Source organism: Corallococcus sp. AB045, assembly GCF_003668895.1.
GTDB classification, from domain to species: domain Bacteria; phylum Myxococcota; class Myxococcia; order Myxococcales; family Myxococcaceae; genus Corallococcus; species Corallococcus coralloides.
Genome location: NZ_RAWN01000027.1, coordinates 44,721 through 65,255, shown reverse-complemented (window position 1 = coordinate 65,255; position 20,535 = coordinate 44,721). Strand labels below are relative to the sequence as shown.

The 20,535-nt window shown below is 70.0% G+C and carries 15 protein-coding genes; 5 read left to right on the top strand and 10 right to left on the bottom strand.

Annotated elements, in window-relative coordinates:
- Positions 1-445: 445 nt before the first annotated feature.
- The 5 genes from D7Y21_RS09385 to D7Y21_RS09365 form a co-directional block, all read right to left on the bottom strand.
- Positions 446-823 carry a hypothetical protein gene (locus tag D7Y21_RS09385; RefSeq protein WP_121712651.1) on the bottom strand — a complete coding sequence of 126 codons (378 nt, stop codon included), beginning with the start codon at positions 821-823 and terminating at the stop codon, positions 446-448.
- Between the two features lie 70 nt (positions 824-893).
- Positions 894-2,123 (bottom strand): AAA family ATPase, encoded by a 1,230-nt coding sequence (locus D7Y21_RS09380; RefSeq protein WP_121712649.1) that lies wholly within the window; start codon positions 2,121-2,123, stop codon positions 894-896.
- A 74-nt stretch (positions 2,124-2,197) separates the two neighbouring features.
- Positions 2,198-3,052 carry a family 16 glycosylhydrolase gene (locus D7Y21_RS09375; protein ID WP_120565171.1) on the bottom strand — a complete coding sequence of 285 codons (855 nt, stop codon included), beginning with the start codon at positions 3,050-3,052 and terminating at the stop codon, positions 2,198-2,200.
- A gap of 26 nt (positions 3,053-3,078) precedes the next feature.
- Positions 3,079-3,825 (bottom strand): Type 1 glutamine amidotransferase-like domain-containing protein, encoded by a 747-nt coding sequence (locus tag D7Y21_RS09370; RefSeq protein ID WP_158619341.1) that lies wholly within the window; start codon positions 3,823-3,825, stop codon positions 3,079-3,081.
- Positions 3,826-3,835: 10 nt separating this feature from the next.
- Positions 3,836-5,152: a family 16 glycosylhydrolase gene (locus D7Y21_RS09365; RefSeq protein ID WP_121712646.1), complete on the bottom strand. Its 1,317-nt coding sequence runs from the start codon at positions 5,150-5,152 to the stop codon at positions 3,836-3,838.
- Positions 5,153-5,243: 91 nt separating this feature from the next.
- Here D7Y21_RS09365 and D7Y21_RS09360 point away from each other — a divergent pair, with 91 nt between their 5' ends.
- The 4 genes from D7Y21_RS09360 to D7Y21_RS09345 all read left to right on the top strand — a co-directional run bounded on the left by D7Y21_RS09360 (position 5,244) and on the right by D7Y21_RS09345 (position 13,306).
- Positions 5,244-7,817 (top strand): LamG domain-containing protein, encoded by a 2,574-nt coding sequence (locus D7Y21_RS09360; protein ID WP_121712644.1) that lies wholly within the window; start codon positions 5,244-5,246, stop codon positions 7,815-7,817.
- Between the two features lie 248 nt (positions 7,818-8,065).
- Complete coding sequence (locus D7Y21_RS09355; RefSeq protein WP_121712642.1) at positions 8,066-9,538, top strand: hypothetical protein; 1,473 nt, start codon at positions 8,066-8,068, stop codon at positions 9,536-9,538.
- 89 nt (positions 9,539-9,627) lie between these two features.
- Entirely contained in the window at positions 9,628-11,562 is a 1,935-nt protein-coding gene (locus D7Y21_RS09350) for a hypothetical protein (RefSeq protein ID WP_121712640.1), read from the top strand.
- 4 nt (positions 11,563-11,566) lie between these two features.
- Positions 11,567-13,306 (top strand): Hsp70 family protein, encoded by a 1,740-nt coding sequence (locus D7Y21_RS09345; RefSeq protein ID WP_121712638.1) that lies wholly within the window; start codon positions 11,567-11,569, stop codon positions 13,304-13,306.
- A 3-nt stretch (positions 13,307-13,309) separates the two neighbouring features.
- Here D7Y21_RS09345 and D7Y21_RS09340 read toward each other — a convergent pair whose 3' ends face one another.
- Both D7Y21_RS09340 and D7Y21_RS09335 read right to left on the bottom strand, forming a co-directional pair.
- Positions 13,310-14,545 (bottom strand): acetyl-CoA C-acetyltransferase, encoded by a 1,236-nt coding sequence (locus D7Y21_RS09340; protein WP_121712636.1) that lies wholly within the window; start codon positions 14,543-14,545, stop codon positions 13,310-13,312.
- 140 nt (positions 14,546-14,685) lie between these two features.
- On the bottom strand, positions 14,686-15,135 hold the full coding sequence (locus tag D7Y21_RS09335; RefSeq protein ID WP_233591735.1) for an OsmC family protein: 450 nt from the start codon (positions 15,133-15,135) through the stop codon (positions 14,686-14,688).
- A 184-nt stretch (positions 15,136-15,319) separates the two neighbouring features.
- Here D7Y21_RS09335 and D7Y21_RS09330 point away from each other — a divergent pair, with 184 nt between their 5' ends.
- Positions 15,320-16,669, top strand: coding sequence for an MFS transporter (locus D7Y21_RS09330; RefSeq protein ID WP_233612036.1), 1,350 nt, complete (start codon positions 15,320-15,322; stop codon positions 16,667-16,669).
- Between the two features lie 5 nt (positions 16,670-16,674).
- On the opposite strand, the gene D7Y21_RS09325 is transcribed toward D7Y21_RS09330, so the two are convergent.
- From D7Y21_RS09325 to D7Y21_RS43425, 3 genes are read right to left on the bottom strand one after another with little or no spacing between them, the layout of a single operon-like run.
- Positions 16,675-16,917, bottom strand: coding sequence for an FHA domain-containing protein (locus D7Y21_RS09325; protein ID WP_233612038.1), 243 nt, complete (start codon positions 16,915-16,917; stop codon positions 16,675-16,677).
- Entirely contained in the window at positions 16,869-18,110 is a 1,242-nt protein-coding gene (locus tag D7Y21_RS09320) for a hypothetical protein (RefSeq protein WP_147469238.1), read from the bottom strand. The genes D7Y21_RS09325 and D7Y21_RS09320 overlap by 49 nt, the downstream gene beginning before the upstream one ends.
- Positions 18,111-18,112: 2 nt before the next feature.
- Positions 18,113-20,416, bottom strand: coding sequence for a thioredoxin family protein (locus D7Y21_RS43425; protein ID WP_121712628.1), 2,304 nt, complete (start codon positions 20,414-20,416; stop codon positions 18,113-18,115).
- Positions 20,417-20,535 lie beyond the last annotated feature (119 nt).

Below are 20,535 nucleotides of genomic sequence, written 5' to 3'. Positions count from 1 at the left end.
GGGGAGGGGAGGGGCACGCGGGCTCCGGGAACGGTTGCTGTACGGACACCCCAACCCGGAAAATCAGAAAAGGTTTCGGAGATTCGCGAGTAGGGAAGGGGGCGAGGAAGGACACGGGCTCACCCGCGACGCGCTCCATCTCCTCCAGGTGATGACGGGCCGCGTCGGTGAGCTGATCGAAGCGCCGTGCGGCACGCCAGGACCACCCGCCGCACCCGCCCCGGCGCGATGCCCGCCGCATGGATGCAGCCGCTCGCGGAAGGCCCAGCGCTTTCGACGAGCACGCGATGACCCCGGGCGAAGGTGGCCTCCCGTTTCTCGCGTGAGGGCTCCGGGCCTGGCCGGAGCAGTACAACGTAGTCAGCCCGACCGGCGGCCTGGAGCCGCGATGGAGCCAAGGCTGTCGCGCCAGGACTTCACGCAACCGTCAGCGGAGGGGGCACTTCTAGTGCTTCACCAGGGAGGAGCAATGCATCCCCTTCGCCTTGAGCGTCTCGATCATCTTTCCAATCGTCGTGTCATCCAGGCTCGGCAGTTCCTTGTGCGAACATTCCTTGATGTCATTGATGATCTTCAGCTGATCATCCGACGTCTTCTTGGCGAGAGATTCCTTCATGATCTCCCTGTCGATGATGTTCGTGAACTTCTTCAGGTCCCCGGCCGAGAGCTTCCATTCCGAGTTCGCCGCGGTGATGTCCTTGTTGATGCACGCGACGAGCTTCTTCCTCGTCGCGGTGTCATCCGCCGCCGAGGCGAGCGTGGGGAGAATGAGCAGGAGCGAGGTCATCGTCAGCAGTGTCGGGAACAGCGGGCGGGATGCCATGTGAGTCCTCCGGTGCCGAGGAAGAGTAGCTCCAACGTCCTGGCGACCTGGAGCTTCGTGTGCTTCCGGCTCACCACGGCCGCCGCTCGATGAAGTGGCGCGCCTCCGGAGAGGGGGCGAGGAAGGACACGGGCGCATTCGCGACGCGCTCGAGTTCTTCCAGGTGATGACGGGCCTCGTCGGTGAGCTGGTCGAAGCGCCGTGCGGCCCAGTTGGTCGCGGCGAGTTCCCCCGCGAGCGTGAGCGCCAGGTCCGTGGGCGCATTGAGGGATGCGGCCTCGCGCAGCCCCACCCAGTCGAACGCGCGGCCTTCCGAGCGGCACGCCAGGACCACCCGCCGCACCCGCCCCGGCGCGATGCCCGCCGCCTGGATGCAGCCGCTCGCGGAAGGCCCAGCGCTTTCGACGAGCACGCGGTGACCCCGGGCAAAGGCGTCCTCCCATTCCTCGCGTGAAGGCCTTGGGTCTGGTCCGCCCGGTCGAAGCAGCAGGGCATAGTGAGGCGCGAGCTGTACCGTGAGGGGACGCGTGTCCACGCTGTCATGGGAGCCCGGGACGACGAGGTCCACGAGCCGTTCGCCAGGACGTCCATAAAGTCCAAGCCGGCTGGCCACCCGTACGAGCACCGCGTCGGGTGGAGTCCTCGCCGTGTCGACCACGAACTCCGCCAGCGATGCCAGCGCGTGCACCGCACGCTCGGCGGGATGCGCCCAGGCCACCTCGAAGCTGTCTGGCTCGGCATCCGCGCAGGGCGTGCATGAATGCTCCTCGGGCGGTCTGGCCTCCTTGCCGGTATCCGGCCTCGCGTCCTCAAGGGGTGCGCGCGGCGGCAGCTCAATGGGGTGGGCTCTGGCCACTCCGATGAGGGAAGGCGCTTCGTGCTCATGCATGGCGCGCGAACGCCGCTCCGCGTCGCGCAGCGCTTGCTCTGGTTCGGGCGCCTTCAGGTGAACGTGCACGACGCGGAGCCCCGGGCTTCCGCGCAGTCCGTCCAGCTGCGCCTCGCTGCTTGCGGCATCCACGATGATCAGCCTGGAAACCCGGCCCGTACGGCTGGATGCGTCCAGCCCGTATCCATGCAGGGCCGCAAGCACTTCCTCCGCCAGCCAGCGCCCAGCCGTCTCGCGGTCCAGCGTGATGCTCCGGTCCTGATGGGCGCGCCGGGACCCAGCACCGCCGTGCTTCCGCAGGAAATCCTCCGAGCGGAGATGCAGCGCGCCGAACCGCCGCGCGAGCCCCTGCGCGAGGGTCGTCTTCCCCGCGCCGATAGGCCCCGACACCACCACCACCGTGACCGCCATGACTTGTTCCTCCCTAAGAGGAACACCCTACGAACCCGGTCGCGGTGCGAACCATCCCCCGTTGGAGGGAGGCCTCAGCGCTTTTCGGAGACGCGCACCCAGTCCACTTCCATGGTCCGCGGCCCCTGGCGCAGCAGGTCCGCGGTGGCCTGCGGCACGCCGAAGTACGGCTCCTTCGCCTTGTTGACGCCCTCCGGATAGCCGCCGCCCACCGCGAAGTTGAAGATGATGAAGAGGGGCTTGTCGTAGGCCCACGCGCCGTGGCGCTCCACCTCTTCACGCGTGGACGTCTTCACGCGCTCCCCGTCGATGTACCAGTGGATGGCCTCCGGCGAAGTCTCCACGCCGTACTCGTGCCAGTCGCTCACCGGCGTGCGCGGAAAGAAGCGGCCGTTGATGGGCGTGTTGCCGCTGTATCCCGGCCCATGCAACGCGACGGACACCCAGTCGCCGTAGCCAACGTTCTCCATGATGTCGAGCTCCCCGCACGCCGGCCACCCCGCCGTGTGGATGTCGCTGCCCAGCATCCAGAACGCGGGCCAGAGCCCCACGCCCACCGGCAGCTTGATGCGCGCCTCGACGCGGCCGTGCTTGAACTCGCGCTTGCCCGCGCTCTCCACCCGGCCGGACGTGAACGGATACCCGTTGGCCGTCTGCATCCGCGCCGTGAGCTTCAACGTGCCGCCGCTCACCGACACGTTGTCCGGCGACGTCGTGTACTGCTGCTGCTCGTTGTTCACGTGCACGTCGGTCTGGATGCGCCAGTTGCTCGCGTCCACCTCCGTGCCGTTGAACTCGTCACTCCATACCTGGGCCCAGCCGCCCTCCGTGGGCGCCACCGCCTCCGCGCGCTTCGGTGCCCCCGCGCACGCCGTCAGCCCCGCCACCAGCGCCCACGCCGTCACAGTCCTGCCCGTGCTCGTCGCCATCGTCGTTCCTCGAAAGGGAGCCATCTCTACTGGAGCGTCCGCCGGTCCACCGGCGCTTCGGGGGACTCGCCCCGGTACGGCGTGGCCGGAGGCATGAGCAGCGATTCATGCAGCCGCCCCTCCACGTCCACCGTCACGTCCACCACGGTCTGCCGCACGGGCTCCACGCTGCCGTCCGCGTGCAGGAGCACGCCGCCCCCCTGCGGAATGCCCAGCCCCCGAGTGGGCAGCCCCATGCGCTGGACGGCGAGCTTGAGGCCGGGCCAGTCAGGCGGCTCGTGCACGCCGATGAGGTAGGGCGCCAGGCCCAGCACCGGGAAGGGCTCGCCGTCTCCGGGCAGGTCTTCACACCATGCGCCCAGGCCCAGGTGCATGGCTCCGGCGGACACGCCCATCAGCACGGCGCCGGCCTGATGCCGTTCACGCAGAATGCCGTCCACGCCGTGGGCCTGGAACGCATCCCAGCCCACGCGCGGATCGCCGCCCGCGAGCAGGATGACGTCGGCGTCCTTCAGCCACGCCAGGTCCTCGCCGGACGGCGCGGCCGGGATGCTCCGGCAGCGCTGAATTCCGATGCCCTCCATGGCTGCGACGAAGATGTCGTAGAACTCCGGCACGTCGCCGTTGGACGCGCCCAGGTACGCGGCCTTCACCGGCGGCACGCGCAGCTCCGCCCCGGTGAGCACGCGCACGTAGTCCAGGAGGGGGCGCCCCTCCACGCGCCAGAACAGCGGAGCGCTGTCAGCCAGCAGGAGGAGGGGCGGAAGCGTCATGCCCTTCAGCCTAGCGCCACTGGTAGGCGCGCACCCAGTCCACTTCCATGGTCTGCGGCGCGTTGCGCACCAGGTCCACCGTGGACTGCGGCACGCCGTAGTACGGCGTCGAGGCGCCATTCACGCCGAAGGGATAGCCGCCACCCACCGCGAGGTTGAGGATGATGAACAGCGGCTTGTCGTAGGCCCACGCGCCGTAGCGCAGCACCTCCGCGCGCGTCGTGGTCTTCACCAGCGCCCCGTCGATGAACCACTTGATGTCCGAGGACGAGTACTCCGTGCGGTACACGTGCCAGTTGCTCACGCTGGACGACGGGTAGAAGCGGCCGTTGATGGGCGTGTTGCCAGAGTAGCCCGGGCCGTGCAGCGCCCCGGACACCCAGTCGCCGTAGCCGACGTTCTCCATGATGTCGAGCTCGCCGCACGCGGGCCAGCCCACGGAGTTGATGTCATTGCCCAGCATCCAGAACGCCGGCCACAGGCCCGCGCCCACCGGCATCTTGATGCGCGCCTCGACGCGGCCGTGGCTGAACTCGCGCTTGCCCGCGCTCTCCAGCCGGCCGGAGGTGAACGGGTAGCCGTTGTTCCACTGCAGGCGCGCGGTGAGCTTCAGCGTGCCGTTGCTCACGGAGATGTTGTCGCCGGAGTTCGTGTACTGCTGCTGCTCGCTGTTCACGTGCACCGTCGTGTTGGGCGTCCAGTTGGCCGTGTTGACGCTGTTGCCGTCGAACTCGTCGCTCCAGATCTGCACCCAGCGGTCCTCGCCGCCGCCCACGATGCCAAAGGAGAACGACTCCCAGCAGCCGGCCGTGGCGCGGTTGGCGTACAGCGGCGCGCTGGCGCCCTGGTTCGCGTCCGCGGACACGTACTGGCCGGTGCTCTTGGCGCGCAGGCCCACGGAGCCGTCAGCGAAGGGCACCCAGGTGAAGCGCTCCCAGTCGCCCACCGCCGTGCGGAAGCCCGTCACCTGACCGCCCGCGTTCGGATCCGCGGACACGTACAGGCCCGTCTCCACCACGCGCAGCGAGATGAAGTCATTGCCCGCGTCACCCACCTGGAACTGCTCCCACCCCTGCGCGCTGTCACGGTTGGCGACGAGCGGCGCGGTGGCCCCCAGGTTCCGGTCCGCGGACACGAACTTCTGCGTCGCGCACGCCTTCAGCCACACCGTCTGACCCAGCGGCGCGGCCGTGGCGGACTGCTCCCGCTCCGCCACCACCGGCGTCGTCAGCAGCGTGTCCTGCGCGGGAGCGGAACCCCCACCACAAGCAGTCAGCCCCAGCACCGCCGCCAGCGCCCACAGCGTCTTCCCGGCTCTCGTCGCCATCGTCTTCCTCGAAGGTGCGTCCAGCTCCGACAGGAAGCCGGGACCCGCCCCACTTAGACCAGGGAGGGTAAAATGGCTTAACCTTATTTCCATGAAAAAGTTACTTAGTTGGACTTTGGGCGCGGCGCTCGCGGGCCTGCCCGGTGCTGTGCTCGCGGAAGGCCGGCCGTCGCTGGTGAACACGCGCATCGGGACGCCGTTCGGGTCGAACGGGCACTCGTCCACGGTGGACGGGCGCATCTTCGTGGGCAACATCGGCGAGGACCACGCGACCACGACGACCACGTGGATTGCCCGCGTGTTCCGGCCGGAGGCGGTGACGTACGACACGGCCGGCAAGCCGTCGTTCGCGGGGACCTTCTCCGCTGGGAAGACGGTGACCGTGCGCAACGGGGAGAACGCGCTGGCGTTCTGCTTCACCAACCCCGCCCAGCCCTACGCGCTGTCGAGCGGCGTGGCGGTGTACCAGCCGTACATCTTCGACTCGATGATGTTCAACGGGGACAACGTCTTCCGGCGGCGCACCACGGACCTCCGTGTGTCCCAGCCCTTCACCACGGCAGCGGACATTGCGTCGTTCACCACCGGCCCGCTGGAGACGCTGCGCACCGTCACCGGCGCCACGATTCGCGGCATCGAGCCCACGATGACGTCCGACGGCCGGCTGCTCATCTGGCAGGGCGCGCCCGCGAACACCGGCGGCATCGACCACATGATGTACGCGTACAACCCCACGCCGTGCGCGGCCACGGGCTGGAGCAACCCGCGTCCGCTGTCGATGATGTTCAACGACACGAACGCGGGCGTGAAGCGCTACCCGCTGGCGTGGAAGCGGCTGAAGGCGGCCACGGGCGAGGACTTCAGCGACACCACTTCCGGCGCGCTCGTGCGCGGCGCCTACGCGTGGGTGGACCACGAGGGCCGCAACCTCGTCTACATCGCCGTCACGTACACGGACGGCGCGCGGCGCGAGGCGGTGAGCCTGGTGGGCGCGGACACGAACTGGACCGCGTACCACATTGATGGGGCCATCAACACGGACCGCATGGACATCGCGCACCTCTTCTATTCAGGGCCCATGTGGAACTTCGAGCAGGAGCGCCTGCCCTCTCAGAGCTTCCCACCCGGGCAGAGCAACGCCGCGCACTACCTGCCCGTGACCAAGACACACGACGTGCTGGCCCTCTTCGGCAGCAACACCGCCGACTACAACGAAGTGGACCTGGGCGAGTTGATGGACCCCTTCCACCTGCTCTTCCTGCCCATGAACGAGCTGGTCACGCGTGCGGGCGCGTATGACCTGACGCGCACGCCGGACCTGTCCGGCCGCTTCTTCACGGGCACGCTGGTGGGCGGCGCCTCCATCTCACCGGGCAACGCGCTGACGCGCTCGTCGCCGGACTCGCTGTGGCAGCCGCACGGCAAGGGCAAGGCGCTGGTGGTGCCCGGTGGGAGCGCGCTCGCGGTGAACCTGGCGGATCCGTCCAACACGGTGCCCGGCGTGGGCGCGTTCGTGCGTGGCCTGTCGGTGGAGTTCGCGGTGCGGCCGGACGCGGACATCCATCAGGGGTGCACCACTGGCAATCCCTACCGCTACCTGATGCACAAGTCCGGCGGGCTGGACATCATCTACGAGGCCAGCAACCAGGTGCAGTTCTCCCTGGTCGTCAACGGTCAGCGCGTGCGGCTGGGCGGCGGCCCGGTGCTGCCGGTGGGGCAGTGGAGCCACCTGTCCTATACGTGGGACGGCACCACCGGCGTCTTCCAGGAGTACCTCAACGGAGTGCCCACGAACCGCGCGCTGCCCGTCGCGCCGGGGACGGCCCGGCTGGGCACGGGGACGCTCTACATCGGCGCGGGTTCGAACCTGGACACGCAGCGCTGCCCGGCGAACGGCGAAGGGTCGTTCCGGGGCGCCATCGACGAGGTGCGCATCTTCTCGCACGCGCGCTCCAACCGGAGCATCTGCATGACCGCGCACGGCGCCAACTGCCGCGAGGAGGCCATCCAGCACACGCCCTCCGCGGGCCAGTTCGTGATGAGCGCCCAGGCGCCCGCGTGCAACGGCACCAGCGCGCTGAACTCGGCGGCGTGCCTGTCCGCGATGCACCGGGCCTGCGCGCAGCGGGGCGCGGGCGACGCGCTGGCGAACACGTCCAACACCTGGGACACCATCATGCAGCTCGTCAGCAACCGTCCGCCCATCTCGCTGGCGGGCGTGCCGGTGGCGTCCACTGCCACGGACCTGACGGTGGCGTGCGCGCCCATCCAGCACGAAAGCGTGGCCGTGACGTTCGAGGAGCTGACGCGCATCCACGCGGGCTGCACCGACGAGCGCGGCGTGACGAGCACCCACTGCACCGCGGCGGCGCACCGCTTCTGCAACAGCCAGGGCTGGACGACGGGGCAGGTGTTCGAGGTCACGTCCCGGCCGTGGGTGGGCTGCTTCAACTCCGGGCTCCGGACGGACGTGGAGAAGTCCGTGCTGGGGCCGGTGTCCAACCTGGGCGACTACACCGCCGCGGGCTCGCGCCTGGAGGTGAGCCAGTGGTGCCGCACGCAGGGCTACGGGGCTGGCGTCGTGCAGGAGATTCCCAGCGCCACCAAGGCCCACGTGCACTGCTTCCAGCCGGCTGTGACGGCGCAGTGGCGGTACCTGCCGTAAGGCATTGCATGGCCTGACGGCCTCCGGGGTTGTGGGTCAACGGCCAGCTGGGCACGGGCAACGCCGGCTACCGCGTGGTGCCCTACCAGGTGTCGCCCACTCCCTGCGTGACATGGCCCTGGAGGCTCCCGCTGAAGCGGACTCAGCGGGGGCCTTCACGCGATGCCCGGATGTCCTTCATGGACACGTGAGCCCGGAGGGTGGCTCGGGTGCCATCAGGTTCCGCGCACGCTATCGTGCGGGCTCACATGGATATCGACGAAGCGCTCCGCGAGTTGGGCGTGGACGCGGACCCCGGCGATGAGACGGTCCGCCGCGCGTACCTTCGTCAGCTCAAGACGCGCAAGCCGGAGACGGACCCGGAGGGCTTCGCCCGCCTGCGCGAGGCCTACGAGACCGTGCTGGCCATCCGCGAGGGGCGTGCGGCGCCTCGCACCCGCGCGGAGCCACTCGCATCTCCGGTGCGGACCGCCGAGTCGTCCGGCGCGAGCGAAACTGACGCCGATCCCGAGGACGTGCTGGAGCGCTTCCGTGCGGAGTTCCGGGCGCTGCCTGCGGACGCTCCACCGGAAGCGCCCGTGGAGGTGGCTCTCCGCGCGGTGGAAGCCCTGCCGGATGAGGAGGAACCCTGGCGGTGGCTGACCAGCGCCCTGATCGCCGGGAGGAAACTCCCGGAGGCTGTCGCCGCCTATCGCGCCGCATACCGGCAGGGCCACCTCGTCTTCCTGCGGGAGCTCGTAGAGAACTTTCCCCTGGAGTTGGTGGACGAGGACCTCCTCGTCCTGGCGCGCGAGGCTCCGGTTCACTTCCTCTGGAGCCTGGCGGAGCAGCTGCTTGAGATGGGGGCCCCGGTGCCCGCCGCGCGCTGCTCGCTGCACGCGCTCGGGCGTACGGAGGGCAGGCTCCCAACGCTTCCGCTCCCAACCATCTGGTTCGCGAAGCTGGTGCTCGGGTTGCACGCTCAGTCCCGACCCGACCTCGCCGTGGAAGTCACCCGACACTGCTGGGCATGGCTCCAGGTGAAGGTCATCGCGGAGGACATCGGTCATCCAGAGACCGCATCGCTCTGGCGGAGCGCGGAACAGCTCAACGCGCTGCCCGTCGGCTTCAGCCCGGACCTGCGCATCCTCCTCGCCAACGCGGCGCTCGGCGATGACCTGGATTCCGTGCGGGAGGCCTACCAGCATCTGCTGGCGCAGGCGCCCGAGAAGACCCGGGAAGCGGCGGACATCGTCAGCAGGCAGACCCCGGACCTGAGCTCGCTTCTGGGACTGCCCACGCGGCCCCTGAACGAGTCGGACGCCTACTGGTCCAGGGTGCTCACGTTCCAGTTGGTGAAGGGCTTGCTTCTGGTCGTGTTCATCCTGCTACCCGTTGTTCTGACATCATACTGCTCCCACCGTCGCACCGTGGCCTCCCCCAGCACCCGGGAACCTCCGGTCGTGACGGAGGCGCGGCGAGTGGCGGAAGCGTTCTGCCTGCAGTTTCCGGAGGAACAACGGTCGTTCCGGTGCTTCCAGTTGCATCAGATGGTCGACCAGGCCACCACGAAGCAGTGCTCCCGCACGCACAGTGAGTGGGCCGCCGTGCAATCGCAGCTCGCCACCTGGGCCGCGGCCCGGAATCCTCGCGCGGATCCCAAGGTGGCGGCGGAGCTGGAGCGCATGAAGAGCCATCAGGAGGCGTTTGATCGCTCCCTGGGGAGGCTGTGCCCGCCGTGACGCCCTGATGCTTGCAGGAACGACCTTCTTCCCTGTCCATCCCGGGGGCGAGAGGCGCTCGCGGGCTTTGGGCTATCGTCGCCGCCTGAATGGATTTCCAGGAGGCGCTCCGGGAGTTGGAAGTGGAGTCCGACCCCGGTGGCGACGTCATCCGGCGCGCGTACCTGCGCAAGCTGAAGACGCGCAAACCGGAGACGGATCCGGAGGGCTTCGCCCGCCTGCGCGAAGCGTATGAGACGGTGCTCGCGCACCGTGAGGGCCGCGAGGGTCCGCGCACCCAGGCGGTCCCACTGGAGGCCGCCGCGGACAACGCACCCTCGGCGGAGCCTCCTCTGGATGAGCTGGAGAGCTTCCTCGCTGAGCTCCGGGCGCTCACCCCGGTGGATGCGGCCCGCCGCGCGGTGGAGGCCCGGCCGGATGCCGCCGAGCCTCGGCGATGGCTGGTGGATGCGCTGCTCGAGGCGAACCGCATCCCAGAGGCCATGGCCGCGTACCGCGACGCGTACCGGCAAGGGCACACCGAGTTCCTCGTGGAACTGGCGGAGTGCTTCCCCACCTTTCTGGAGGACGCGGAGCTCCCGCTGCTGGCGCAGGCGGTGTCGCACCGCTTCCTGTGGAGGTTGGCGGGCCAGTTGCTCCGGTACAAGAAGGCAGTGCTCGCGTCGAAGGTGGGGCTGGCCGCCTCCGAACGGATGGGGAAGAACCCCGAGAGTCCGCCTCCGCCGGCCGACTGGTTCATGCACTTCGTGTTGCGGTTGCATCAGCATGTCCAACCCGGTCCGGCGCGGGCGCTGGCGCGGCGCTACGTGACCTGCATGGACGTCGAGCGCCTGCGGGAAGCCTTCGCGTCCCAGGACGTGGTCCGGATCTGGCCGCTGGTGGAGGAGTTGGGGGCGCTGCCGGATTCCTTCAGTGGCACGATGCGCAGGGTGCTTGCGGAGGTCGTGCTCGACGGGCACAAGTCGTTCGCGGAGTCATCGTTCAAGGCCCTGGCGAAGGTGCGGCCCGAGGAGGCCGCCAACGCGGTCCACCTGCTGCGCGAGCATGCGCCTCGCCTGTACCAGATGATGGATTGCCCCGCGCCGCCCGAACCGAAGACGCAGCGGCAGGTCCCCCGTCGTGCAAAGGCTCCCAGGCCCGCGCCCGCGCCCGCGCCCGCGCCCGTGCCCAAGGTCGCGGCATGGAGTCAGCCGCCCGCTCATCAGGACCCGCCGCTGGTGGCGGAGTTGAAGGCGTTGCCGGATTCCTTCAGCGGCACGCTGCGCAGGATCCTTCGGGAGGTCGTGCGCGACGGGAACGTGGGGTACGCGCGGTCCTCGTTCAATGCCCTGGCGAAGGCGCGGCCCGAGGAGGCCTCCAACGCGGTCCACCTGCTGCGCCAGCATGCACCTGGCCTGTACCAACTGCTGGATTGCCCCGCACCGCCCGAACCGAAGACGCAGCGGCGTGTCCCTCGTCGTGCGAAGGCTTCCGGCCCCGCGACCAGGGCCGCGGAGGCGCGGCACGGAGCAGGAACCGTGCACGGCAAGGGGCCGGGCTCCGCCAGGCCGAAGGGGGAGCACGCTGCTCCGTCGGCTGCTGCCGCCTCGCGAGCTCCGATAGATCCCCTGCTGGCGAGGCCCTCCCGTGACTTCATGATGGCGTTGCGCGTGCTGGGCGTCGTGACGCTGCTCGTGGCGGTCCTGGTCGTCCACAACACCCGCTCCGGTCCTGACGGCGGCGGACGCGTGCCTGGGGACGCGCGGATAGAAGCCGCCCAGCGGCAGGCGGACGTGCTCTGTGCGCGCTTCTCCGGCCCTGAGCGCTACAGGAGTTGCAACCACCTCCAGTCGCTGGTGGTGCTGGGAACCGCGCGCAACTGCCAGAAGCTCTACGCCGAGCACATCGCGTTGAGAATTCAGCTGGGAACTCAGCTCATCGTCTCCGGCGCGAAAGACGACCCGACGCTGCGGGACCGCCAGCGCCAGATGGACGAGGCCTTCGCGGCCTTCGAGCAGGCGCTGGTGAACCTCTGTCAGGAGTGAACCGATGAGCGGTGGTCCGGGCCACAAACCCATCCTGGGCATCGACCTGGGGACGACGTACTCGCTGGTGGCGGTGCTGCGCGATGGCTGCCCCACCGTGCTGCCCAACGCGCTGGGCGAAATCCTCACGCCCAGCGCGGTGAGCCTCAACGCCGCGGGCGAGGTGCTGGTGGGCGCGGCGGCGAAGGCGCAGGCCGTGCTGGACCCGTCGTCCGGCGCGGTGGCCTTCAAGCGCGACATGGGCACGGACCGCCCGCGCATCATCGGTGGGCGGAGCTTCTCACCGCAGGAGCTGTCCGCGCTGGTGCTCGGCTCGCTGAAGCGGGACGCGGAGGCCGCGCTGGGCATGGCCATCGAGGAGGCGGTGGTGACCGTGCCCGCCTACTTCGGGGACCTCCAGCGGCAGGCCACCCGCGACGCGGGCGCCATCGCGGGCCTGAAGGTCGAGCGCATCATCAACGAGCCCACCGCCGCGGCGCTGGCCTACGGCCTCCACGAGCGCGACCGCGAGATGCGCGTGGCGGTGCTCGACCTGGGCGGCGGCACGTTCGACGTGACGGTGCTGGAGATCATCGAAGGCGTCATCGAAATCCAGTCCTCCGCTGGAGACGCGCGGCTGGGAGGCGAGGACTTCGACACCGCGCTGGCGCGCCACGTGGCGCACCTGTTCCGCGAGAAGCAGGGCGTGGACCTGGAGGAGCACGCCGCCGCGTGGTCCCGCCTGCGCGACGCCTGCGAGGCCGCCAAGCGCCGGCTGTCCGCCTCCGAGCGCACGCGCGTGGTGCTGCCGGAGCTGCCGCTGGAGACCGGCCGCCGGCTGACGCTGGACCTGGAGCTCACCCGGGACGACGCGGAGCGCGCGTGGGCCCCCGTGCTGGAGCGTGTGCGAGGCCCCATCCGGCAGGCGCTGCGGGACGCATCGCTCCAGGCAAAGGACGTGGATGAGGTGCTGCTGGTGGGCGGCTCCACCCGCATGTCGTGCGTGGCGGCGATGAGCGCGGAGCTGTTCGGCCGGCTGCCCCTGCGCAAGCTGCCGCCGGATGAAGCCGTGGCGCTGGGCGCGTCGGTGCAGGCCGCGATGAAGGGTGGAGACCGCGCGGTGGAGGACCTGATCGTCACCGACGTGGCCCCCTTCACGCTGGGTGTCGCCGCCATGGCGCAGGCGGGCCGGCAACACATCACCGGCGTCTTCAGCCCCATCCTGGAGCGCGGCACCGTCATCCCCACCAGCCGCGTGGAGCGCTACTACACCAGCAGCGACTTCCAGCGGGAGATCAACCTGGAGGTCTACCAGGGCGAGCACGCCCGCTGTGAAGACAACGTCAAGCTGGGCGAGTACCGCTTCAAGGGACTGCCGCCCGCGCCCGCGAGCGAGCAGGCCGTGGACGTGCGCTTCACCTACGACCTCAACGGCATCCTGGAGGTGGAGGTGACGGTGGTGGCCACCGGACGCAAGGAGGCCTTCGTCATCGAGCAGCGCCCCGGCCGCCTCACGCCGGCGCAGATTGAAGAGGCGCGGCAGCGGATGGCCGCGCTCAAGCTGCACCCGCGCGACGCGCTCCCCAACACCACGGCGCTCGCGCGGGCGGATGCGCTGTTCGTCCAGCTCACCGGCGCGCCGCGCGAGGAACTCTCGGCCGTCATCACCGCCTTCCGACTGGCGCTGGAGGCCCAGGAGCCCGGGCGCATCGCGGACGTGCGCGAGCGCCTCAACGCGATGGTGCGCGCCTACAGGGAGCGTTGAGCGCTACACCCGCTCGATGATGGTGGCGATGCCCTGGCCGCCGCCGATGCACATGGTGATGAGCGCCGTCTGCTTGCCCGTGCGCTCCAGTTCATCCAGTGCGGTGCCCAGGAGCATCGCGCCGGTGGCGCCCAGCGGGTGGCCCAGCGCGATGGAGCCGCCGTTGACGTTCACCCGGTCCGGGTCGATGCCCAGCGCTCGCGTCGTCTGGAGGACCACGCCAGCGAAGGCCTCGTTGATCTCCCACAGGTCGATGTCCCCGGCCTTCATTCCGGCCATGCGCAGGGCCTTCTCGCTCACGGGCGCGGGGGCGGTGAGCATGATGAGCGGCTCGGTGCCCAGCGTCGCCATGGCGCGGATGCGGGCGCGGGGCTTGAGCCCTTTCTCCTTCACGTAGCGCTCGGACGCCAGCGCCACCACGGCGGCCCCGTCCACGATGCCGCTGGAGTTGCCCGCGGTGTGCACGTGCTGGATGCGCTTCGCCTGGGGGTAGGCGGACAGGGCGATGCCGTCCAGCGTCTCGCCGTTCGGGCCCACGGCAGTCTCACCCATGGCGACGAATGCGGGCTTGAGCGCGGCCAGGCCCTGCGCGGTGGTGTCCGGGCGAGGGTATTCGTCGCGCTCCAGCAGCACGGCGCCGGTGGCCGGGTCCTTCACCGCGAAGAGGGCCTTGGCGAAGCGGCCCTCCTCGATGGCGCGGGCCGCTTGTCGCTGCGAGCGCAGGGCCCACGCGTCCACGTCCTCGCGGGTGATGCCCTCCAGCGTCGCGATGAGGTCCGCGCTGATGCCCTGGGGCACCTGGTAGACGCGCTCGCGCAGCCGCACGTTGCCGCCATCCTGGCCGCCGCCGTCCGCGCCCAGTGACAGGTGCGACATGCTCTCCACGCCGCCCGTCACCACGAAGTCCATGGCGCCGGAGGCGACCCCCATGGCGCCGAAGTTCACCGCCTGGAGCCCGGAGCCGCAGAAGCGGTTGAGCGACACGGCGGACACGTCCTGCGGCCACCCCGCCGCGAGCACCGCGTTGCGAGCGATGTTCGCGCCCTGCTCATTCACCTGCGACACGCACCCCGCGATGACGTCGCCCACCTCCCGCGCATCCCAGCCGCCGCGCCGCTGGAGCGCGTTGAGCGCCTGGGCGAGCAGTTCCTGCGGATGCAGTCCCGTCAGGGCCCCCTTGCCCATCTTCCCGCGCCCACGCGGGGTCCGGACGGCGTCGATGATGTAGCTGGCGGTCATGTGCGGCTCCTTTGATTTCGTTCGTAATATTATCTGCGTAATTCATAAGTCAAGGCGACCTGGGGTGGGAACGCACGACGGGCCCGGCGCCTGTTGTTGGCACCGGGCCCGCGGTGGGGATGGAGCGTGGGAAGGCGGACCTATGCGGCGGGCTGCATGGAGAGGTGGATGGGGGTGGCGTGGGCCAGGTTGTCGCTGACGGGGCAGCGCGTCTCCACCTCGCGCAGCAACCGGGCCAGCTGCTCCTGGGTGACGTCGCCCTTCACGTGGATGGTGGCGGTGAGGGACTGGTATCCAGCGCGCACGTCCCGGTTGGTGCCGGCGAACTTCGAGGGGTCCAGGGAGCCCTTCACGGTGATTTCGGTGCCGGTGACGGGGATGCCCAGCTCGCGGGCGATGAAGAAGGTCATGTAGTTCAAGCAGCCCGCATGCGCCGCGAGGATGAAGTCGAGCGGGCTGGGCGCGCCGTTCTGGCCTCCCAGCTCCACGGGCTCGTCCATGAAGATCTTGAACGCCTGCGCCTCCGTGGTGCTGCGGGCCATGCTCTCCCCCACGGTGCGGACCTGTCCGGTGTACAGCGGCTGTGCCATGACGTTTGCCTCCTGCACTTCATACGGAGGCAGGCCGCTGGATGGGTCGGCTGCGCAGTGTTGATGACCTGGAAGTCCACGGCGTCCGGGGCAGACAGCGCGGCAGGAGGCTCGCTACAAGACCTGGAGCGTCCCGACCTCCCCGGGCGCGCGGGGGCACACCTTGGGGGAGTCGGCGGATACCTTGACGCCTCCACAGCGGCTGGTCCTGGGAATCGCCGTGCTCGCCTCGCTCGTCACGTTCCTGGACGGGGCGATCATCAACGTCGCGCTGCCCGCGATGGTGCGGGACCTGGGCGGTGGGCTCAGCCTCCAGCAGTGGGTGGTGGATGCCTACCTCATCACGCTGGGCTCGCTGATGCTGGCCGCGGGCTCGCTGTCGGATGTGTTCGGGCGCAAGCGCATCCTGCGGCTGGGGCTGTTGGGCTTCGGGGCCACGTCGCTCCTGTGCGCGGTGGCTCCGACGGGCCCGGTGCTCATCCTCGCGCGTGCGCTGCAGGGGGCCACGGGCGCGCTCCTGGTGCCGGGCTCGCTGGCGCTCATCCTGTCCTTCTTCTCCGGCCCCGAGCAGGCGAAGGCCATTGGCGCGTGGACCGGCTGGACGGGTGGGGCGTTCATCGCGGGACCGTTGGTTGGCGGGCTGCTGGTGGACACGGTGGGCTGGCGTTGGATCTTCGCCATCAACGTGCTGCCCATCGGGTTGACGCTGGCGCTGCTCGCGCGCATGGAGGAGCCCACCCGCCCGGAGGGCGCGCGCATCGACGTGCTGGGCGCCGTGCTGGCGTGTCTGGGATTGGGCGGTCCCGTCTACGCGCTGATTGAGCAGGGGACGGTGGGCTGGACGCATCCCACGGTGCTGGTGTCGCTGGGCGTGGGCGTGCCGGCGTTCATCGCGTTCCTCTGGCAGGAGCGGCGGTCGCCGCACCCGATGATGCCCCTGGGCCTCTTCCGGGCGCGGAACTTCTGGGTGGGCAACCTGGCCACGACGTTCATCTATGGGGCGCTGGCGTTGAGCGAGTTCCTCATCACGCTGTTCCTCCAGCAGGTGGGAGGCTTTCGCGCGACGCTGGCGGGGCTGTCGCTGTTGCCGACGACGATCATCATGTTGCTGCTGTCGTCGACGTTCGGTGGGCTCGCGGGCAAGTTCGGGCCGCGCCTGTTCATGGCGGTGGGGCCGTGTGTCGCGGGCGCCGGGTTCCTGCTCATGCTTCGCGTTGGCATGCCGCTGGACTTCTGGACGCAGATGCTGCCGGGCGTGCTGGTGTTCGGGCTGGGGCTGACGACGACGGTGGCGCCGTTGACGGCGGCGGTGCTCGGGTCCGTGCACAAGGCGCAGGCGGGCATCGGCTCGGCCATCAACAACGCCATCGCCCGGGTCGCGGGGCTCATCGCCATCGCGTTCGCGGGGCTCATCGTGGGCCCGCGACTGGACGTCGCGGGCTTCCACCGGGCGATGCTCGTCTCCGCCGTGCTGCTGGTGCTGGGCGGAGTCACCTCCGCCCTGGGCATCCGCGATCCCCCGCGGAAGGCCTGAGCGCGTCAGTCCTCAGCAGGCTGGAGGGAGAAGTACACGGCTTCGGTCCCCAGGTTGAAGGTGTCCCCGTCCGCGATCTTCTGGCGCTTGATGCGCTGGTGGTTGATCCAGGTCCCGTTGGATGAGCCCAGGTCCTCAATGACGTAGTCCGCGCCATCGCGCACGACGGCGGCGTGCTCGCGGGAGACCCTGCCGGACTTCACGACGAGGCTGCACTGCGGGCCGCGTCCCAGCGTGAAGCGCTCCACGTCCACGCGCGTGGCGGGACCGTCCGGGCCCGGTTGGAGTCCGGGGGCGCGTCGTCCTCGGGCGCGGAGGGCCGGAGTACACGGCCCTGCCTGCGGGCGGCGGGGGCCTTCGCGGCCGGAGGCGCCACGAAGGGCATGTCCTGTTCCTCGGGTTCGTTGGAGCCCGAGTCCTGCTCTTCGTCCTCGGCGGACTCCTCGTCGTCCTCGCTGGAGGAGGCGGCCTGCGCAGCAGGCTCACCGGCCGCGTCGTCTTCCTCGGTGCCCGTGGCCTCCTCTCCCGTCCTGGCCTCTTCGGGCTCGGAGTCGTCGGCCTCGTTGGCGCCGGGGAGTTCCTCGGAGCCGATCGCCGCTGCGATGTCGGCCGCGGCTGCGTCGTCCTCCTCGGAGGACTGCGACCCGTCCTCGTCGTCCGAGCCCTGGTCCGTGGCGGCCGCCGCCTCGGAGGCATCCTCGTCGTCCGAATCCTCCTCCGCCGCTTCGGCGGCGTCGGAATCGTCGTCGTCCGAGTCCTCTTCCGCGGACTTCTCGTCGTCCGAAGATTCGTCGTCGGACTCCTCTTCGTCCGAGGATTCGTCAGCCGCTTCGTCGTCGGACTCCTCTTCGTCCGAGGATTCGTCAGCCGCTTCGTCGTCGGACTCCTCGTCGTCCGAGTCCTCGTCGGAGTCGGATTCTTCCTCCTCGTCCGCCTCCTCCTCGTCGTCGGATGCCACCGGCACGTCGCGGGGCTGCGCGACCGCATCCACCGCCGCGAGCACCTCCTGCATGCGTGCCCGCGCGTGAGCGGCTTCGTCCACGGAGGACTGTGCCTTCGCGGGTTCGGACACCGCCGCGGCCGGAGTGGCAGCCACGGGCTCCTTCGCGGGGACAGCGGCAGGCGCGGGGACAGCGGCGGGCGTGGGGACGACGGCCGCTGCGGGGACGACGGCCGCTGCGGGGACAGCGGCCGCCGAGGGGAGCTCCGCCGGACGCACCACGGGCTCCGGGGCACGAACCGCTGGAGCCCGCACGGGCTCACCCGCGCCCATCACCCCGAGCGCCACGGGCGTAGGCGATACGTACCCGTTCTGTCTCGCGAGCAGGAACAGCGCCTGGGCCACCAGGGCATTCCGGTCCACGCCCAGGTCGTGGCTCATCTGCTCCAGCGCCCGCCACAGGGGCTCCGCGACCTCGATGGTTTCACGAATCCGATTCATGCCTAGCTGCCCCTCAGATTGCTCTGCCACGGAGAGACGTGATCCGGGTCATTGAGCCAATAGAACATCGCTTGCGTCTCCGCGTACTGCCGCTCCGCGATGGACACCAGGTTCGGGTGCAGGTCGCCCAGCGCCACGCCCTCGAACAGGAAACCCTGGCCGGGCTTCGTCGTGCTGGCATTGCCCCGGAACTTGCGGTCCCGGCTCTGCCACAGCCGCTGCGCGGCCTGTCCCGCCGCCTGTCCGTAACCCGCCGGCGGCGCGATGCGCGTGGGCATCTTGAACGTCGTCTCGCCGCACGACCACAGCAGCCACGACAGCGCGCTCCAGTCCCCGCGCAGCATCAGCGTCAGGTCCGCGAACCCCATCTCCAGGTCGAGCGTCTCGTCGATCTCCACCTGCTCGTCCTCGTCCGACTCCATCTCTTCCTGCTTCAGCTCCACGGGCCCATCACCCAGCAGGCCCGACAGGTCCGGCGGCAGCCAGGACACCGCCGCGCCGGGCTTGTACCGCTGGAGCAGCGCGCCGCGGATCGCCTGGAGCCGCGTGGCGTACTTGCGCACCAGCTGCTGGATGGCCTCCAGGGACTGCTCGGGCTTCTCCGGCAGGCCGTCGTAGGTGCAGCTCGGAGGCTCCTGTCCCGCCCAGAAGTCGAAGCGGGGGAACAACGCCCGCGCGTACGTGGCCAGGAACCGGGCGGTGTCCGGCTCCACTGCCGCGAGCCCCTCCGCGTCCTTCTGCACTTGATCCGCCACGCCCAGGTTCAACAGGATGAGGCCGCGCGTGAACAGGTACGCCTTGCGCTCCGGCGCGAGCAGCATCGCCGCGTGCAGGAAGTCCAGCGCCGCGCGAGGCCGGTCCGTCTGGTCCAACAGCACCGCGTAGCCCCGCAGCAGCGTGGCCGCCTCACCGCCGCGCATGAGCGCGTCCGCCATGGGGGCCCACGCCTGTCCCGCATCCTCCACCACGCTGTGCGCGACCTGACGGGCCGAGTCCTGCGTGCGAGGCAGCGTCAGCTCCTCCAGGCCTTGCTTCAACGGCTGGACGTCCAGCGACGTGGCGCACGCACGCGCCGTGGCCAGCAGGGCCTCGCGGTAGCGCCGGTCCGCGCGGGCCTCCTTCGCCAGCTCGCGCCAGCCTTCCGCGCTCCGGGGGAGGTTGGAGAACACCGGCGAGCGCGCCAGCGTCTGCTCATCCATCGCCTGGCCCAGGTCGCGCTTGATCACCACCACCCGCTGCGCGTCCATCAGGGACCACTCGTCACACGCGAAGTCGCCTTCCGCCCGGCCCTCCTCGAAGTGGACGCGGAAGTCCGCGTAGGTGTCCTCCGCGCGCGACCAGTAGCGCCCGTTCCGCCGTCCGTTGTCGAACTCGGCCTCCCAGAGCAGCTGGCCCTGCGCGTCCCAGAAGCGGGTGAGTCCGTGGCGCTCGCGGTCCGCGTTGAGCGTCACCTTGGCCCACTGGTTCAGGTCCTCGCGCAGCTCCGCGTCCTCGGGCAGGTGGGCCGGACGGGTGGGGTAGGGCTCGCCGGTGGAGGGCACCACGCGCTGGCCGTCGCCGTTGAAGTGCTCCACCTGCCGCACGGTGCCGCGGTCGTAGTGCATCACCGTCTTGCGCACGCGCTCGCTCACGCCGCCTTCGTGCATGCGCTCGGAGGTGAAGCCGTCGGATGCAATCCAGGTGCGTGGGCCGTGGAGCTGGCCCTGCGCGAAGGCACCCTCCTGGGACACCGAGCCGTCCTCGTGGAAACGCTTGAAGGGGCCGTGCGGCCTGCCCTGCTCCATGATGCATTCGTTGCAGAGGGTGCCGTCGGCGCGCCAGTAGCGCCACGTGCCGTGCGGCCGGCCTTTTGCGTCCTTCGGGCCGAAGGACCACTCCTCGTCGCCGTCGTCCCAGGTGGCGCCCTCGGGAACGCCGGTGGGGAGTTCGCCCGCCTCGGTCCGCTCGCGGTTCGTCTTGCGGCGCTCCTCCTCCGTCACGTCCACGGCTCGCAGTGCGATCAGCAGCCGGTCCAGCGCCTCGGCGGGCAGCGCCTCGGAGACGCGGCGGACCTCCAGGCCGTCCTTGAACGCGACGATGGTGGGGTAGGCGTCGATGCCCAGCGGTTCGGCCACGGCCTCGTGGGCCTCCGCGTCGAGCCGGGCGAAGGTGATGTCCGGGAACCGCGCGGCGGCCTCGGTGAAGACCGGGGCGAACGCATGGCAGGGTTCACACCACGGCGCCCAGAAGTCCACGACGCACATGCCGGGCTTCTGGGTGACTGCTTCGAAATCCTCCGGGGTCAATTCGACCGGGACGCCTGCCAACGGGAACTCCTGCTCAAGGGGAGAGGCAGATAAGAGGGGCGCCGGGGGCGCGCGTCAACCGGCGCGTCACGGGGAGTCAGGCTTCCGTCCCGGCCGGACAGGGACGGCGGGTGCGTCCT